Source organism: Bacillus sp. FSL K6-0972, assembly GCF_037976035.1.
Classification (GTDB): domain Bacteria; phylum Bacillota; class Bacilli; order Bacillales; family Bacillaceae; genus Bacillus; species Bacillus haynesii.
Genome location: NZ_CP150260.1, coordinates 4,303,827 through 4,320,538, shown reverse-complemented (window position 1 = coordinate 4,320,538; position 16,712 = coordinate 4,303,827). Strand labels below are relative to the sequence as shown.

Below are 16,712 nucleotides of genomic sequence, written 5' to 3'. Positions count from 1 at the left end.
CTATTCCCCTTTCTATATTTCTTTGGCGCCTTCGCCTATCGCAGCAGTATAAAAAGCGGCATCATAGCCAACCGTTTCGCGGTAGACGGCATTCACGCGTTCTTTAAAGCTGTCTGTCCGGTCTTTTTCTACAATCGCAATCGCACAGCCGCCGAACCCGGCGCCGGTCATGCGGGCACCCAGGACACCGTCCTGTTCCCAGGCTGCCTGGACAATGGTATCAAGCTCCAGCCCTGTCACTTCATAATCATCCCTTAATGACACATGAGATTCATTCATCAGCTTGCCGAACCCGGCGAGGTCGCCCTCGCGAAGTTTTTCCAGCGCTTTCAGCGTCCGGGCATTTTCGTACACAGCATGCTTGGCGCGTTTTTGATTGGTTTCATTTCGGATGAGGTGCTGATGGGCTTCAAATGTTTCCGCCGTCAATTCGCCCAGACTTGCAATCGATAACTCCTGCCGCAGGTCGCCGAGCGCCTCTTCGCATTGGGCTCGCCTTTCATTATATTTAGACCCGGCCAGCGTCCGCTGTTTGTTTGTATTGATGATGATCACATCGTGTTCCTTCAACACGAAGGGAGCGTATGTGTAATCAAGTGTACGGCAGTCTAACAGAATCGCGTGATTCTTTTTCCCCATGCCGATCGCGAATTGATCCATAATGCCGCTCCCCACGCCGATGTACTCGTTTTCGACTTTTTGTCCGAGCTTAACCATGGAGATCGTGTCTGTCTGCAAATCATAAAGCCCTTTTAACAAAACGCCTGTCGCAAGCTCAATCGATGCGGAAGAAGAGAGGCCCGCCCCGTGCGGAATATTTCCGTAATACAAAATATCGGCGCCGTGAACGATTTGATGGCCTGCCGCTTTCATCAAAAGGAACATTCCTTTCGGATAGTTGGCCCAGCCGTCAGACTGGTCAAAGGTTAAATCGCTCAAGCTGCATTCAATTATTCCTTTGTCAGGGAAGTTCTTTGAATAGAAACGGATCATTTGATCATCGCGCTTTACGCCAAGGGCATAGGTGCCAAATGAAATCGAGGCGGGGAAAACATGCCCTCCATTATAATCTGTGTGTTCGCCGATTAAGTTGATTCTTCCCGGAGCAAAAAAGGTTCGCGGTGTCTTTTCTGTCTTAAAAATAGAACGAAAGTCGTTTGATAAAGCGGCTGCAGTATTCATATGTCCTCCCATTCGTTTGACGTGCAGACTTAATAAATTAATTTAATTAAGTTCAACCTCAGTTTACTACGGGTTTTCAATTGGTGCAATAAAAAGTGTTTTTTCAATTGAAGCGTTTTCATGTAAAATCCTTATTGGCAGGTATAGGGCAATTAGCACTTGACTTTTACGCAAATCAACGTTAAATTAGTAAAATATTTTACTAAAATTAAAATCCCTTTTAAAAATAAAGATGTTCACATGGAGGTTTTACAATCGTGGCGACGATAAAAGATGTTGCAGAAAAGGCGGGGTATTCCATCTCAACGGTTTCCCGTGTATTGAATAATGACGAAAGCCTTTCCGTACCCGATGAGACGAGGGAAAAAATATTTGAAGTGGCGGAAAGACTGAACTACCGCAAAAAAACGATTAGGACACTGGTGAAAAACATCGCGTTTCTGTACTGGCTGACGGATAAAGAAGAGCTTGAAGACGTGTATTTTAAAACGATGAGGCTGGAAATCGAGAAGCTCGCAAAGCAATTCAACGTTGAACTGACGACCTATAAAATTTCGGGCGGCATTGACGCCATTCCCGAAAACATAGAAGGATTCATTGCGGTCGGCTCATTTTCAAATGATGAATTAATCCGATTAAGACAGATGACGCCTCACGGAGTATTTATCGATTCGACGCCTGATCCGAATCACTTTGATTCAGTCAGACCGGACTTAAAGCAGATGACGAGGAAAACGGTAGACTTTCTCATTGAAAAGGGGCATGAAAAGATCGGCTTTATCGGAGGTACGTACCACAATCCCAATACCGATGAAGACGAAATGGACGTAAGGGAACGAACGTTTCGCGATTATATGAGGGAAAAAGGGCTCTTGGAGGAAAGCTTTATTTTTTGCCGCAGGGGATTTTCGGTGGAAAACGGCTACCATCTGATGGAAAAAGCGGTTGAAACATTGGGCGAAAAGCTGCCGACGGCCTTTTTTACAGCGGCGGACCCGATTGCCGTAGGCTGTCTTCAGGCTTTAAATGAAAAAGGGATCGCCATCCCCGGCAGGGTGAGCATCATCAGCATCAACAACATCAGTGTGGCGAAATACGTATCTCCACCGCTGACGACATTCCATATCGATATTAAAGAACTTTGCAAAAACGCGATTGAATTGCTTCTTGAACAAATACTTGAAAAAAGAAAAGCTGTAAAAACGCTATATATCGGTGCTGAACTGGTGGTCAGGAAAAGCACCAATTAAGAAAGGCGCGGGCTGCTGATTAACAGGCCGCGCCTTTTCGTAAAATATTTTACTATAGTCAGTAAAATAATTGTTTACACTTTTCCTGAGTCATGCTATATTGTTTTTGTAAAACGCTTTCACTCCAATAAAAGGAATGAGACAAATGATGAATATGAAAAAATATGTTGGAATCAGCAGTGTCATTGCTCTCAGTTTGTCTTTAACTGCCTGCGGGCCTAAAGAGAGCAGCAATGAAGCATCAGGCTCGAAGCAAAAGGAACTCGTGGTCTGGGAAGATAAAGAGAAAAGCGAAGGCATTAAAGATGCCGTCGCCCAGTTTGAAAAAGAGCACGGCGTATCTGTCAAAGTCGTTGAAAAGCCTTACGCAAAGCAGATCGAAGACTTGCGGATGGATGGACCGGCAGGAACGGGGCCGGATGTGTTAACGATGCCTGGAGATCAAATCGGAACAGCGGTTACGGAAGGTTTGATCAAGGAATTAAAGGTGGACAAAGAGATCCAGTCGATCTATACGGAACCTGCAATGAGATCCCAGATGACAAACGGCAAGGTCTACGGCCTGCCGAAAGCGGTCGAAACGACGATGCTCTACTATAATAAAGATTTGATTTCTGAAAAAGAACTGCCGAAAACGCTGGATGAATGGTATGAGTATTCCAAAAAAACGGCTGACGGCAAAAAATTCGGCTTCCTGGCGCTGTTTGACCAGATTTATTATGCGCAGAGCGTCATGGGCGGATACGGCGGCTACATTTTTAAAAGCGATGCAGACGGTACTTATGATCCGGCCGATCTCGGCTTGAATAACAAAGGTGCAGTCGAAGGTGCCGAGTACATTCAGAAGTTTTATCAAGATGGGCTGTTCCCTGCCGGAATTATTGGGGAGCAGGGCATCAACGTGCTGGAATCGCTGTTTACGGAAGGAAAGGCAGCAGCGATCATTTCAGGCCCGTGGAATCTGGAACCGTTCAAAAAAGCGGGCATCAACTACGGGGTTGCCAAGCTTCCTAAGCTGTCCAACGGCAAACATATGAGTTCTTTTGTCGGTGTGAAGAGCTACAATGTAAGCGCTTATTCAAAGAATGCCGATCTAGCGGAAGAATTAGCCGTTTTCCTCGCTAATAAAGAAAACTCAAAGAAGAGATATGAGATCACAAAAGAAGTTCCCGCTGTCAAAGAACTGGCGGATGATCCTGCCGTCACAAAAAGCGAAGCGGCTCAAGCTGTTGCCGAGCAATCTCAGTACTCAGAGTTGACGCCGAATATTCCTGAGATGAATGAAGTATGGACGCCGGCGGATGCGGCTCTGCAAACAATCGCAACCGGAAAAGCCGAACCGAAAAAAGCGCTTGATCAAGCCGCGGAAACGATACAAGGACAGATCAAAGCAAAGCACAGCGGCAGCAAATAAGCCGCAGCAGTGGTGTCAAACTTGTCTTAAGTTTGGCGCCATTTATTATCAGGACGTCCATATAAAGAGGTGAAAGAGAAGGTGCAGCATCGCAAAAAAGCTTTACTATTATCGATTATTCCCGGTCTGGGCCAATTCTACAATAAACAATGGATAAAGGGTCTGTTATTCCTTCTTTTAGGCGTCTCGTTCTTCACGGTTTTTGGTGATTTGCTGAATATGGGGCTGTGGGGCCTGTTTACGCTTGGAACCGAAGTGCCGCGCGATAACTCGATTTTTCTATTGGCAGAAGGCATCATTGCCGTGATTGTCACCTGTTTTGGGCTGGCTGTCTATTACGCCAATTTGCGGGACGCCTACCAAAACGGAAAGCGGCGTGATGAACAAAAGGAGCTCAGTTCACTCAAGGAACAATATCATCATTTAATGGCTCAGGGATATCCGTATCTCATCAGCGGACCATCGCTGTTCATCCTGATTTTTGCCGTTGTTTTTCCGATTTTGTTCAGCTTTGCATTAGCTTTTACAAACTATAACCTTTACCATTCTCCGCCTGCCCACCTTGTCGATTGGGTAGGACTTAAAACGTTTTCCGAAATTTTCACCGTTGATATTTGGCGGTCGACTTTTTTGGATGTTTTAGCTTGGACTATCGTCTGGACGCTTGTCGCTTCCACGCTCCAAGTCGGGTTGGGAATTTTGTTGGCGGTTGTCGTCAATCAGAAGGAAGTCCGCTTCAAAAAATTTTTCCGGACGATTCTGGTCTTGCCTTGGGCCGTGCCCGGTTTTGTTACCATTCTCGTGTTTGCCGGCCTTTTTAATGACAGCTTCGGTGCTTTCAATCATCAAATCCTCGCCGCTTTCGGCATCGATCCGATTCCTTGGATGACGAATGCCAATTGGACGAAGCTGGCGCTGATCCTCATGCAGGGATGGCTCGGATTTCCTTATGTGTTCATTGTGACGACCGGTGTTCTGCAGTCGATTCCGGACGACCTTTATGAAGCGGCGACCATTGACGGAGCCTCCGCGTTTTCGAAATTCAGGCATATCACATTGCCGCTGATTTTAATCGCGATGGCGCCGATTATCATTACGCAATTCACTTTTAATTTTAATAACTTCAATATTATCTATCTATTCAATGGGGGCGGTCCGGCTGTTCCGGGGTCAACAGCGGGAGGAACCGACATCCTGGTATCCTGGATTTACAAATTAACGATGCAGTCGAGCCAGTACTCTTTAGCTGCCGCATTGACGATCCTGCTGTCGGTATTTGTCATCTCGATCGCGCTGTGGCAGTTCAGACGGACAAATTCTTTCAAAGAGGGGGCTTAACATATGAAGAAAAGAAGATTCTTTCGGCTCCTTCTGACCTACTTTCTGTTGGTTTTTATGACAGCCGTTATCATATACCCTCTGCTTTGGACGGTGGGAGCCAGCTTTAATCCCGGCAACAGTTTGGTCAGTACTTCTATCATTCCGGCAAATCCGACATTGGATCATTATAGAGAATTATTCGCCGGAAAAGAGAGTCTCCAATACGGGCAATGGTATATAAACTCTCTGAAAATCAGCATCTTTACGATGATCGGATCGGTCATCAGTGTTTCTTTTACAGCTTATGCTTTTTCACGGTTTCGTTTTAAAGGAAGGAAAAACGCTTTAGTTTTATTCATGCTGCTGCAAATGATTCCTCAATTTTCAGCTTTGGTTGCGCTCTTCGTTTTAGCGCAGATGCTGGGAATGATGAACAGCCATTGGCTGCTGATTTTGCTGTACATCGGCGGACTCATACCGATGAACACGTATTTGATGAAAGGGTATATAGACTCCATTCCCATCGATTTGGATGAGAGCGCTAAGATTGACGGCGCAAGCAATACAAGGATTTTTCTGCAGATTATCATGCCGCTATCCAAACCGATGATCGCGGTCGTCGCCATGAACGGATTCACCGGACCGCTCGGGGATTTCGTTTTGTCTTCGACGATATTGCGGACACCGGAGTCGTATACATTGCCGATCGGTTTATACAATTTAGTCAATGAAGTGATGGGAGCCAGCTATACGACGTTTGCCGCCGGCGCCATTTTGATCAGCATTCCGGTAGCCGTCATCTTTATCATGCTGCAAAAGAACTTTGTGTCAGGATTGACGGCAGGCGGAACGAAAGGATAGTCCGAAGGAGAATATGGTCTAAAAAAGGAGAGTAATATGCCAAAAATTTATACGACACAAGCAAAATACATGCTTCACGGGGGAGACTATAATCCGGATCAGTGGCTTGACCGTCCGGATATTCTTGCAGATGACATCAGGCTGATGAAGCTTGCCCATACGAATACATTTTCAGTGGGGATTTTTTCATGGAGCGCTCTTGAGCCGGAAGAAGGCGTCTATACGTTTGAATGGCTGGATGATATTTTTGAGAGCATTCACCGGAACGGCGGCCGGATTATATTGGCGACACCGAGCGGCGCCCGTCCTGCTTGGCTGTCGCAAAACTATCCGGAAGTGCTGCGCGTGAATGCGGAACGTGTCAAACAGCTGCATGGCGGAAGGCATAACCATTGCTTCACTTCATACGTATACCGTGAAAAAACGAGAAAGATCAACCGCTTACTGGCGGAAAGGTACGGCAGCCATCCTGCTCTTTTGATGTGGCATGTTTCCAACGAATACGGAGGAGAATGCCATTGTGATCAATGTCAGCACGCCTTCAGAAATTGGCTGAAAAAGAAGTACAACCATGATCTTAAATCTTTGAATGACGCATGGTGGACACCTTTTTGGAGCCATACCTTCAACGATTGGTCACAGATTGAATCGCCGTCTCCGATCGGGGAAAATGCGGTGCACGGCTTGAATTTAGACTGGCGCCGCTTCGTCACTGACCAGACGATCTCTTTCTTTCAAAATGAGATCGTTCCGTTGAAAGAAATCACGCCGAATATTCCGATTACGACCAACTTTATGGCGGACACACATGATCTCATTCCATTTCAAGGGCTGGACTACAGCAAGTTTGCCAAGCACCTGGACGTAATCAGCTGGGACGCGTATCCCGCCTGGCACAATGATTGGGAAAGCACAGCTGATTTGGCCATGAAAGTCGGCTTTATCAATGATTTGTACCGCAGCCTGAAACAGCAGCCGTTTCTCTTAATGGAATCGACGCCGAGCGCTGTCAATTGGCACGATTTTAATAAAGCGAAACGGCCGGGCATGCATCTCCTGTCTTCTGTGCAAATGATTGCCCACGGATCTGACAGCATCCTCTATTTTCAATGGCGGAAATCCCGCGGCTCATCGGAAAAATTTCACGGTGCTGTTGTCGGCCATGACAATTGTTCCGAGAACCGCGTGTTTAAAGAAGTGGCAAAAGTGGGGCAAACCCTTGAAAAGCTGTCTGAGGTCACCGGAACGACCCGGCCTGCGGATGTCGCGATTCTCTATGATTGGGAAAACCATTGGGCGCTCCAAGATGCACAAGGATTCGGGATGAAGACCAAGCTGTATCCCCAAACCTTACACGAGCACTACCGCGCGTTTTGGGAGCGTGATATTCCAGTCGACGTGATTACGAAGGAACAGGATTTTTCATCGTACCGGCTGCTGATCGTTCCGATGCTTTACTTAGCAAGCGAAGAAACGGTCGAGCGTTTAAAGGCATTTGCTGCTAACGGGGGCACATTGGTGATGACGTATATTAGCGGAATCGTCAACGAATCTGACCTGACCTATTTAGGCGGATGGCCCAAAGATCTGAAAGAGATGTTTGGCATGGAGCCTGTTGAAACCGATACGCTCTATCCGGGCGACAAAAATGCAGTCCGTTATCAAAACCGGTCGTATGAGCTAAAAGATTACGCGACCGTGCTGAAGCTGGATACGGCAGATCCAGAGGGATTCTATGAGGACGATTTTTATGCGGACACGCCGGCTGTTACGAGCCATCCATACAAACAGGGGAAAACGTATTATATCGGTGCGCGTTTAAGCAGCCAATTTCATCGGGATTTTTATGAAAAATTGATCAGAGAGCTATCGATTCAACCGGCTTTTGACGTGAAACACCAGCCTGGCGTCTCCGTTCAAGTCAGACAGGATGAAGAAAATGATTATATCTTCATCATGAATTTCACAGAAGAACGTCAGTCCGTCGTGTTGGAGTCGGCCGTTAAAGATATGCTTACCGGAGAAACGCTGGCCGGCGAAGTCACATTGGAAAAATATGAGGCCAGAATAGCTGTAAAAGCAAAAACATAAGCCCGAGGGACATCCGCTTTAAAGTGGATGTTTCTCTTGCTGAAGTAATGAAAGCGTTTTCTTGTTTAGTGTCAATCATGAAAGGGGAGAAGCGAGCTTCATGAAAAACGTGCTGGCTGTTTTTGTGGTGGTGATTTTTGTGTTGGGCGCATTTGGAACCAGCGGTCCGGCGGAAGCCGTCAGAGGTTCAAGGGCGGCAGAAAGCGGCCTTTTTGTCGAAAAGGTCTCAGGGCTTCACAAGGATTTTATAAAAGGGGTTGATGTTTCGAGCATCATCGCTTTGGAAGAGAGCGGCGTCGCCTTTTACAATGAATCCGGAATGAAACAGGATATATTCAAAACGCTGAAGGAAGCAGGCGTCAATTATGTCCGGGTGCGCATATGGAATGATCCCTATGATGCCAACGGCAACGGCTATGGAGGGAGCAACAATAATTTGGAAAAAGCGATTCAGATCGGAAAACGGGCCACTGCCAACGGAATGAAGCTGCTGGCGGATTTCCACTACTCCGATTTCTGGGCGGACCCGGCGAAACAAAAAGCGCCGAAAGCATGGGCGAACCTAAGCTTCGAAGATAAAAAGACGGCGCTTTATCAATATACAAAACAAAGCCTTGAAGCGATGAAAGCAGCGGGCATCGACATTGGCATGGTGCAAGTCGGAAACGAAACAAACGGGGGCTTTGCCGGTGAAACGGATTGGGGGAAGATGAGCCAATTATTCAATGCGGGGAGTCAAGCGATCCGGGAGACGGATTCGAATATTTTAGTCGCCTTGCATTTTACCAATCCGGAGACGTCCGGCAGGTATGCTTGGATTGCCGAGACGCTTCATCGGCATCACGTAGACTACGATGTGTTTGCAAGCTCGTATTATCCGTTTTGGCATGGCACGCTGAAGAATTTAACATCCGTCCTGACATCAGTCGCAGATACGTACGGCAAAAAAGTCATGGTTGCCGAGACATCTTATACGTATACGGCTGAAGACGGAGACGGGCACGAAAATACAGCTCCTAAAAACGGTCAAACACTGAATTATCCGGTCACCGTTCAAGGGCAGGCGAACGCGGTCCGTGATGTGATTCAAGCGGTCAGCGACGTAGGTGAAGCCGGAATCGGCGTTTTCTATTGGGAACCGGCATGGATTCCGGTGGGGCCGGCTCACCAGCTCAAGAAAAATAAAGCGCTTTGGGAGACATACGGCTCAGGCTGGGCCACAAGCTATGCCGCTGAATATGACCCGGAAGACGCAGGAAGGTGGTTTGGCGGCAGCGCCGTAGACAATCAGGCATTGTTTGATTTTAAAGGACGTCCATTGCCGTCGCTTCATGTGTTTAAATATGTTGATACGGGAACACCATAACAAAAATTGACTTGTAGCCGATTTCTAAGATAAAGGCGAACGCCGATTGCCGGAAAGCAATGAAAAAAGGCCGGATGATATCCGGCCTTTTTTCGTGAAAGGACAGTCAGAAAGAGTTTTTAAATGTTTCTCCATCCATTTGACGGAGAGATAAAGTCCGCTTAACCAGCGGTTACCGTTTGAAATGCATCTTCTACAGGTACGTATTCATATCCAAGGTCGCGGGCGACGGCCTTGTAGGTGATGCTTCCGTTTGCAACGTTGACGCCGAGAGCGAGCGCCTGATTTTCGGCGACTGCTTGTTCAACGCCTTTATTTGCAATTTGCAAAGCGTAAGGCATGGTGACATTTGTTAAGCCGATCGTTGATGTACGTGGAACGGCTCCCGGCATATTGGCGACGGCATAGTGGACAACGCCGTGCTTCGTATAAGTCGGATTATCATGCGTGGTGATTTTATCAACCGTTTCAATAATGCCGCCCTGGTCAATCGCCACGTCTACAACAACTGAGCCTGGGGACATCGACTGAATCATCTCTTCTGTGACAAGCTTCGGCGCTTTTGCACCAGGAATTAAGACGGCGCCGATGACTAGGTCTGAGTCTTTTACGGCTTCCGCAATGTTGAGCGGGTTGGACATAAGCGTTTGAATGTCTTTGCCAAACTGGTCATCGAGCTGACGGAGGCGCTCAGCGCTCAAGTCGATCAAAGTGACGTCAGCACCAAGTCCGACAGCGATTTTGGCAGCGTTCGTACCGACCACTCCGCCGCCGATGATCGTGACTTTTCCGCGTTTTACACCGGGTACGCCCGATAACAGGATGCCTTTGCCGCCTTTTGATTTCTCAAGAAATTGCGCGCCGATCTGTGAAGCCATGCGTCCGGCGACTTCACTCATTGGAGTCAGGAGCGGAAGCGTCCGGTTCACTTCGACCGTTTCGTAAGCGATGGCTGTGACGCCGCTGTCCACAAGCGCTTTCGCAAGCTTAGGTTCAGCTGCTAAGTGCAGATACGTAAATAAAACAAGTCCTTTTCGGAAATAGCCGTATTCAGAGCTGATCGGCTCTTTCACCTTCATGACCATATCCGCTTTTCCCCACACATCTTTCGCTTCAACCAAAATCTCCGCTCCGGCTGCTTTGTAGTCGGCATCCTCAAAGCCGCTTCCAAGTCCGGCTCCCTGTTCGATTAAAACTTGATGACCGCTTTTTTTTAGCGCGACTACTCCGGCCGGAGTAATGGCTACACGGTTCTCGTTGTTTTTAATTTCTTTAGGAATTCCAATGATCATGATGTCGTCCCCCTCAAATGAAATATGATTCTATCGCTAGTATAAATCTCTGAATCGGGAAGAGCATCGTGTGTAAAATTAAAAATGTAAGCGCTTTTTTGTGAAATTTAACAAATTGGTGAACGTTGAATAAGGTGAAAGGCTTGATGAGATAAGTTATCTTTTAAAATTTTTTTCTTTTAAAAATAGCTTTGTTAAAAAAACAAATGTAAGCGATTACATTTTGTGTCATTTCACAAACATAACCATTTTCCGTTGTGATAGAATATCTCATGCAGCTATGAAAGCGTTATCTTTGTCAGGAGTGAGTCATATGGATATCTTAGAAATACTAGGCAAGATTAATAAGGTACTATGGGGGCCGCCCAGTTTAATTTTATTATTTGGGACAGGCTTATTTTTAACGATTGTTTTAAAAGGACTGCAATTTCGCCGCCTGATCTATGCGTTTAAGATCGGGTTTGGCAAGGAAGACAGCAAAGACGCGGCTGCCGAAGGGGATGTAAGCCATTTTAAAGCTTTGATGACAGCGCTTGCCGCCACGATCGGAAACGGAAATATCGCAGGTGTCGCGACGGCATTGACACTCGGCGGACCGGGTTCGATCTTTTGGATGTGGGTTGTCGGGCTGTTGGGCATGGCAACGAAATACGCGGAAGCCTTACTCGCTGTTAAATTCCGCGTAAAAAATGAAAAAGGGGAATATTCAAGCGGGCCGATGTATTATATCGAACGCGGACTCGGCCGCAGATTTAAAGGACTCGCCATCGCCTTTGCGCTGTTTGGAGCTTTTGCCGCTTTGGGGATAGGCAACAGTGTCCAATCCAATACGATCGCTGATATTACGAAGAACAGCTTCGGCATTGAAAACTGGGTGACAGGGCTGATTCTGGTCATTCTCGTCAGCGTCATTATCTTCGGTGGCATCCAGCGGATCAGCACGGTTGCCAGCTTCTTTGTACCGATCATGGCTTTTCTTTACATGGGCGGGGCGATTTTGATTCTGATTTTGAATTATGACAAGATTATTCCGGCTTTTGAGCTGATTTTCTATTATGCTTTTCATCCTGTGGCCGCAGCCGGCGGCTTCCTTGGAATAGCCGTATCTGAAGCGGTTCGGAACGGGGTATCCCGCGGTATTTTTTCAAATGAAGCAGGCCTTGGGACGGCCGCGCTAATCGCCGGAAATGCGCGTGCAGACCATCCGGTAAAACAGGCGCTCGTCGCAATGACCGGGACATTTATCGTTACGATCGTGGTGTGTACGATGACCGGTTTAACCCTCATCATTACCGGTTTCTGGGACCCGTCTGGCGGCTTGATATCAGGCGTGGCCCATAATGCCAGCCTGGAAGGCGGGGCATTGACGAGCGCGGCTTTTGCCTCAGTACTCGGCGCGGCAGGCGAATACATTGTGTCGCTGTCGGTGATTTTCTTCGGGTTCTCTACAATTGTCGGCTGGTATGTTTACGGAGAAAAGTGTTTCGAGTATTTGGCCGGTTCCAAAGGAATTGCGGGCTACAGGCTGGTCTACATCCTCGCCTGCGGCATCGGGACCATTGCCAACCTCGTCACCGTATGGGCGTTTGCCGATATGGCGAATGCGCTGATGATGATTCCAAACCTGATCGCCATCCTGCTGCTTTGGAAAGTCATCAAAGCAGAGACAAATGATTATTTCCATCACTTCTATGAACATACCAAATCGGCGGGTCCGCCAAGTAAATCAATTCATTAATTATTCAAAAGCTCTGCCTTCCCGGCAGAGCTTTTTCTTCGGCTTACATTCATACAAAATCTCAAATTTTGACGAAAAATGTCGATACTATGAAATGAAGAAGATATTTAATTTGAAAATTGCATTTCATCATTGATGACATAAAGGAGAAAGGATCACCATAATGAAAGTGAAAACAAAACTGCTGGGAATCATATCAATTTTAGTCGTTTCAATCCTCGGAATCGGAGGTTCCTCTGTTTTTATGATTTCTTCTACGGTGAAAAAGAATGAAGAACTTAAGGACAAGATGGAATTTCAAAAAGAGATTAAGCATATTCAATACCGTCTGACCGGCTTGTCGAATGACGAGAGAGGCCTTATTATGAACGGAGACAATGAATACAGTGAAGGAATGAAGGATAAGGCTGACGATGTTTTAAAGAGTCTTGACCGCGCCGGCAAACTGATCCGGGAAGAAGCATACAAAGCAAACGTCGAAGAAATTAAAGAAAATTTCAAGGCTTATTGGGATTTAAATCAACAAGTCATGCAGACTTACGCTTCAAGCCCTAAAAAAGCCGAATCGATCCATTTCGGAGAGGAAAGAACATTAAGAAAAGATGTCCTCGATCCGTCTGTCAATCAGCTGGTCGAAAGCCTGGAACAAGAGGTGGAAGATCTGAAGGCAGAGATCAGAGCCAATGGGACGATGAGCGAATGGGTCATCATCATTGTCACAGGAGTATCAGCCCTATTGGGAATTGTTTTGAGCCTGCTGCTCTTGAAGTCTATTCTGGTACCGTTGAGAAGCCTGAATCAGCAGCTTGAGGAAATCGCCCACGGCGAGGCGGATTTAACCAAAAAAGTGATCGTCAAAAATAAAGACGAGTTCGGCCAACTTGCAAATTCTTTCAATGCTTTTGTTCAGTCGCTGACGCAAATTGTGAAGCAGATCAGCAGCTCGTCTGAACAAGTCGCCGCATCCTCTGAACAGTTGTCGGCAAGCGCGGAGGAATCGAAATCGACCTCCGAGTTGATTTCGGAAGAGATGCAGGCGATTGCGGACAGCAATATGACGCAGAGCGAAATGACAGAAAAAAGCTCGGAATCGATTCATGAATTGCTGGACCGTTTATCATCCGTTGCCTCCAATACAGGCAGCATAGCGGATTTGTCGTCTTCGATGAGAGACAAAGCCGAAATCGGCTCCGAGTCCGTTCATAAAATGCTCGAACAAATGAATTTCATTGATAAATCCGTCGACTCAGCCGGCAGCGGCCTGCAGGCGCTCGTGTCAAGCACGGCGGAAATCAGCAACATTTCTTCGCTCATCACCGATATTTCGGAGCAGACGAATTTGCTGGCGCTGAACGCGGCAATTGAAGCAGCAAGAGCGGGAGAACAAGGAAAAGGGTTTGCCGTCGTAGCGGAAGAGGTCCGGAAATTGGCAGACGAAACGAATAAGTCCGCGAACCACATTCAATCCTTGGTCACAACGATCCAAAATGAATCGGTAGAAACGGTAAATAATATTAAAGTCGTCCAAGAAAATGTCAGCTCCGGAATCGCTCTGTCCCAGGAGACGACCGGCAATTTCAACGAAATTTTGAATTTGGTGGAACAGGTTGCTTCTCAAATCCAAGAAGTCGCAGCTTCTACTCAGCAGCTGACATCAGGTGTCGAAATGGTTCAAAACACCATTCAAACATTGGCATCCGGATCACAGGAAACGTCGGCCAGCACAAAAGCGGTTGCTTCCTCAACCCAGGAGCAGCTGGCTTCGATGGAAGAAATCTCTTATGCAGCAGAATCGCTGTCTCAATTGGCTGAAGAACTACAAACCGTCATTAATCGATTTAAATATTAAGCAGAAAACCCCATCAGGCGATGGGGTTTTAATTGGTTTTCATGGCGGCCAAAGCGCCCTCAGGGATTTCTTCTTCGTGTACTTCAGTCAAGCTTTTGCCTTTCGTTCCGTACGCCCATACTTTGATGAAAGCGCCGGGAAGCAGTTTTTTGTCTGCCTCTGCGTTAATCTGCTGTTTGTGTCCGCTCGCGTCATATCCGGTTAATGTATAGTTGTACTTTCCATTATTCAGCTTTTCTGCATGATCTTCAGCTTTGAGATAATAAGCCTCAGGCTTTCCTTGGCCTTGTATGAAATCATCGGCCAGCGGCACAAGGCCCCCTGTCGCTTTCTGCAGGATAAAAACGCCGGCAACTGCGATCAGAACAGCGGCAATCAGGCCGCCCGCTTGTGTCTTCATATACCTTCTCCTCTTTCATTCAGTTTGTGGATGGTATTATTTTATAAAAGAAGCTAAGGGAGAAGATATTGATTCATATTACAGTACACTTACATGATTGTAAGGTAGGACGGAATGAGGCGGCTTTTGTTTATCAGAGCGCTTCGTGTCATAATATATCCAAACAAAAGGAGAGACCGAGATGCAAAAAGTGATGATTGTAGAAGACGACCCGAAGATTGCAGATCTGTTAAAATCGCATATTGTTAAATACGGATACAACGTTCATGTAGTGAAAGACTTTGACCGTGTCATGGATGAGTTCAAAAGCACTGCGCCTGATCTTGTTCTGCTTGATATTAATCTGCCGAGCTTTGACGGCTATTACTGGTGCCGGCAAATCCGCCAGGAATCGATTTGCCCCGTCTTGTTCATTTCGGCGCGGACGGGCGAAATGGATCAGGTGATGGCATTGGAAAACGGCGGAGATGACTTTATTACCAAGCCGTTTCACGCCGAGATCGTCATGGCAAAAATACGCAGCCAGCTTCGCAGGGCTTATGGGGAGTATGCGGCAAAGGCGGAGGAACGGCTTCTCGAAAAAGAAGGACTGCGGCTGTATCCGGAAAGACTTGAACTGACATTTGCCGGTCAAACGGCTGCTTTGACGAAAAAAGAAGCCGATATTATCGAAAGCTTAATGGAACGCCACCCGAGGATTTCCGGTCGGGAAGATTTGCTGGCCAAGCTGTGGGATGATCAGGCGTATGTGGATGAGAATACGCTTAATGTCAACATTACGCGTGTCCGAAAAAAGTTTCAGGAGCTCGGTATTGAAGATGCAGTTGAAACAGTGCGGGGCGCGGGCTACCGCTTGAATATATCCTGGGTGAAGGCGGGAGAGGAATGAAGCTTTTTTTCAAAGAACACTATCTGTTGATTGCTGTGCAGGTGCTGCAGTTTATCACGATGCTGTTGGTGTACTGGCTTGATGGATATCAGCGCATTAGGCCGGCTTTTTATGCCGTTTTTCTCGGTTTTTTCTTTCTTGGCTGCTATCTTTTCTACCATTACTATACGCGCCGGAAGTTCTACAAGCGGATGACGAGCGGGCTGGATTCATTGGATGACACCTTCAGGCAATCAAATCAGCCCCAATCCCCTCTGTCAGAAGCGCTTGAACAGCTGCTGAAAAGCCAGTACAGGCAATACCGCCAAGAATTAAAGAAGCTGGAGCTTGGACAAAAAGAGCATTTGACCTTCATGGAACAATGGGTGCACCAAATGAAGACACCGTTGTCGGTCATCGAACTGACGGCTCAAGATTTGGATGAACCGGAATCATCCAGCATCCGCGAGGAGACCGAGCGAATGAAAACGGGCCTCAATACGATTCTCTATATGGCCAGGCTGCGGACGATCGAGCAGGACTTCCGTATAAAACCGGTCGCATTGGCGGATATCGTTCACGAGGTCAATCGCGAAAACAAGCGCTTCTATATTCGCAGTCAAGTTTATCCTAAGTTCAAGGAAGTCAAAAAAAGCATCACCGTCGAAACAGATGAAAAGTGGCTGTTTTTCATCATTTCCCAGTTTGTCAACAATGCGGTCAAATATTCGGCAGGAAAAAGCAATACGGTTATGATTTCTATTGGTGAAAACGATTCGGAAGCGGTATTGGAAGTGACAGATTTCGGCGCCGGTATTCCGGATACAGATCAAAAGCGGGTATTCGACCCGTTTTTCACAGGAGAAAACGGACGCCGTTTCAGAGAATCAACCGGAATGGGTCTTTACTTGGCAAAAGCGGCGGCTGACCAGCTCGGCCACCGGATCGAACTTGAATCGCAAGAAGGGAAAGGCACGACAATCCGGCTGATTTTCACGGCTACGCAAAACCTTACATCGATGTAATGAAAGTGAAAGAAGAATCGATAGTTCATCAACAAGAGATTCAGGTAAACTGATCA

13 protein-coding genes are annotated in these 16,712 nt (G+C 46.9%); 10 read left to right on the top strand and 3 right to left on the bottom strand.

All coding sequences use genetic code 11. The annotated features are described in order from the left end of the window. Positions 1-12: 12 nt before the first annotated feature. The gene (locus MKX80_RS21870) at positions 13-1,182 is read right to left on the bottom strand and encodes a galactokinase (RefSeq protein ID WP_326171511.1); all 1,170 of its coding nucleotides are present in this window, start codon (positions 1,180-1,182) and stop codon (positions 13-15) included. A gap of 257 nt (positions 1,183-1,439) precedes the next feature. Between MKX80_RS21870 and MKX80_RS21865 the strand changes: the two genes are divergently transcribed. The 6 genes from MKX80_RS21865 (at position 1,440) to MKX80_RS21840 (ending at position 9,484) form a co-directional block, all read left to right on the top strand. Continuing rightward, positions 1,440-2,432, top strand: coding sequence for a LacI family DNA-binding transcriptional regulator (locus tag MKX80_RS21865; RefSeq protein WP_182069665.1), 993 nt, complete (start codon positions 1,440-1,442; stop codon positions 2,430-2,432). Between the two features lie 145 nt (positions 2,433-2,577). Beyond that, complete coding sequence (locus tag MKX80_RS21860) at positions 2,578-3,846, top strand: extracellular solute-binding protein (protein ID WP_182069667.1); 1,269 nt, start codon at positions 2,578-2,580, stop codon at positions 3,844-3,846. Positions 3,847-3,927: 81 nt separating this feature from the next. Next, entirely contained in the window at positions 3,928-5,184 is a 1,257-nt protein-coding gene (locus tag MKX80_RS21855) for a sugar ABC transporter permease (protein ID WP_154999262.1), read from the top strand. Between the two features lie 3 nt (positions 5,185-5,187). Continuing rightward, positions 5,188-6,027, top strand: a complete 840-nt coding sequence (locus tag MKX80_RS21850) for a sugar ABC transporter permease (protein ID WP_182069669.1) — start codon at positions 5,188-5,190, stop codon at positions 6,025-6,027. 36 nt (positions 6,028-6,063) lie between these two features. Next, positions 6,064-8,118: a beta-galactosidase gene (locus MKX80_RS21845; RefSeq protein ID WP_339227658.1), complete on the top strand. Its 2,055-nt coding sequence runs from the start codon at positions 6,064-6,066 to the stop codon at positions 8,116-8,118. 100 nt (positions 8,119-8,218) lie between these two features. Then, positions 8,219-9,484 carry an arabinogalactan endo-beta-1,4-galactanase gene (locus tag MKX80_RS21840; RefSeq protein ID WP_339227656.1) on the top strand — a complete coding sequence of 422 codons (1,266 nt, stop codon included), beginning with the start codon at positions 8,219-8,221 and terminating at the stop codon, positions 9,482-9,484. A 161-nt stretch (positions 9,485-9,645) separates the two neighbouring features. Here MKX80_RS21840 and ald read toward each other — a convergent pair whose 3' ends face one another. Next, positions 9,646-10,776: an alanine dehydrogenase gene (ald, locus tag MKX80_RS21835; RefSeq protein WP_234112478.1), complete on the bottom strand. Its 1,131-nt coding sequence runs from the start codon at positions 10,774-10,776 to the stop codon at positions 9,646-9,648. Positions 10,777-11,089: 313 nt separating this feature from the next. Here ald and MKX80_RS21830 point away from each other — a divergent pair, with 313 nt between their 5' ends. Beyond that, complete coding sequence (locus MKX80_RS21830) at positions 11,090-12,514, top strand: sodium:alanine symporter family protein (protein WP_234112477.1); 1,425 nt, start codon at positions 11,090-11,092, stop codon at positions 12,512-12,514. Positions 12,515-12,677: 163 nt separating this feature from the next. Further along, positions 12,678-14,363, top strand: a complete 1,686-nt coding sequence (locus MKX80_RS21825) for a methyl-accepting chemotaxis protein (RefSeq protein WP_154999268.1) — start codon at positions 12,678-12,680, stop codon at positions 14,361-14,363. A 28-nt stretch (positions 14,364-14,391) separates the two neighbouring features. Here the strand turns inward: MKX80_RS21825 and MKX80_RS21820 are convergent, their stop codons facing one another. Next, positions 14,392-14,763, bottom strand: a complete 372-nt coding sequence (locus MKX80_RS21820) for a YxeA family protein (protein WP_154999269.1) — start codon at positions 14,761-14,763, stop codon at positions 14,392-14,394. Between the two features lie 181 nt (positions 14,764-14,944). On the opposite strand from MKX80_RS21820, the gene MKX80_RS21815 reads away from it, so the two are divergent. Both MKX80_RS21815 and MKX80_RS21810 read left to right on the top strand, forming a co-directional pair. Continuing rightward, positions 14,945-15,652, top strand: a complete 708-nt coding sequence (locus MKX80_RS21815; RefSeq protein ID WP_154999270.1) for a response regulator transcription factor — start codon at positions 14,945-14,947, stop codon at positions 15,650-15,652. Continuing rightward, entirely contained in the window at positions 15,649-16,656 is a 1,008-nt protein-coding gene (locus MKX80_RS21810) for a sensor histidine kinase (RefSeq protein WP_339227653.1), read from the top strand. Before MKX80_RS21815 ends, MKX80_RS21810 begins: the two co-directional genes overlap by 4 nt. Positions 16,657-16,712: the final 56 nt, after the last annotated feature.

Bases quoted from the DNA above. Each gene is read 5' to 3' on its own strand.
- MKX80_RS21870 (WP_326171511.1), bottom strand. From the start codon at position 1,182: ATGAATACTGCAGCCGCTTTATCAAACGACTTTCGTTCTATTTTTAAG.
- MKX80_RS21860 (WP_182069667.1), top strand. From the start codon at position 2,578: ATGATGAATATGAAAAAATATGTTGGAATCAGCAGTGTCATTGCTCTC.
- MKX80_RS21850 (WP_182069669.1), top strand. From the start codon at position 5,188: ATGAAGAAAAGAAGATTCTTTCGGCTCCTTCTGACCTACTTTCTGTTG.
- MKX80_RS21845 (WP_339227658.1), top strand. From the start codon at position 6,064: ATGCCAAAAATTTATACGACACAAGCAAAATACATGCTTCACGGGGGA.
- MKX80_RS21840 (WP_339227656.1), top strand. From the start codon at position 8,219: ATGAAAAACGTGCTGGCTGTTTTTGTGGTGGTGATTTTTGTGTTGGGC.
- ald (WP_234112478.1), bottom strand. From the start codon at position 10,776: ATGATCATTGGAATTCCTAAAGAAATTAAAAACAACGAGAACCGTGTA.
- MKX80_RS21830 (WP_234112477.1), top strand. From the start codon at position 11,090: ATGGATATCTTAGAAATACTAGGCAAGATTAATAAGGTACTATGGGGG.
- MKX80_RS21825 (WP_154999268.1), top strand. From the start codon at position 12,678: ATGAAAGTGAAAACAAAACTGCTGGGAATCATATCAATTTTAGTCGTT.
- MKX80_RS21820 (WP_154999269.1), bottom strand. From the start codon at position 14,763: ATGAAGACACAAGCGGGCGGCCTGATTGCCGCTGTTCTGATCGCAGTT.
- MKX80_RS21815 (WP_154999270.1), top strand. From the start codon at position 14,945: ATGCAAAAAGTGATGATTGTAGAAGACGACCCGAAGATTGCAGATCTG.
- MKX80_RS21810 (WP_339227653.1), top strand. From the start codon at position 15,649: ATGAAGCTTTTTTTCAAAGAACACTATCTGTTGATTGCTGTGCAGGTG.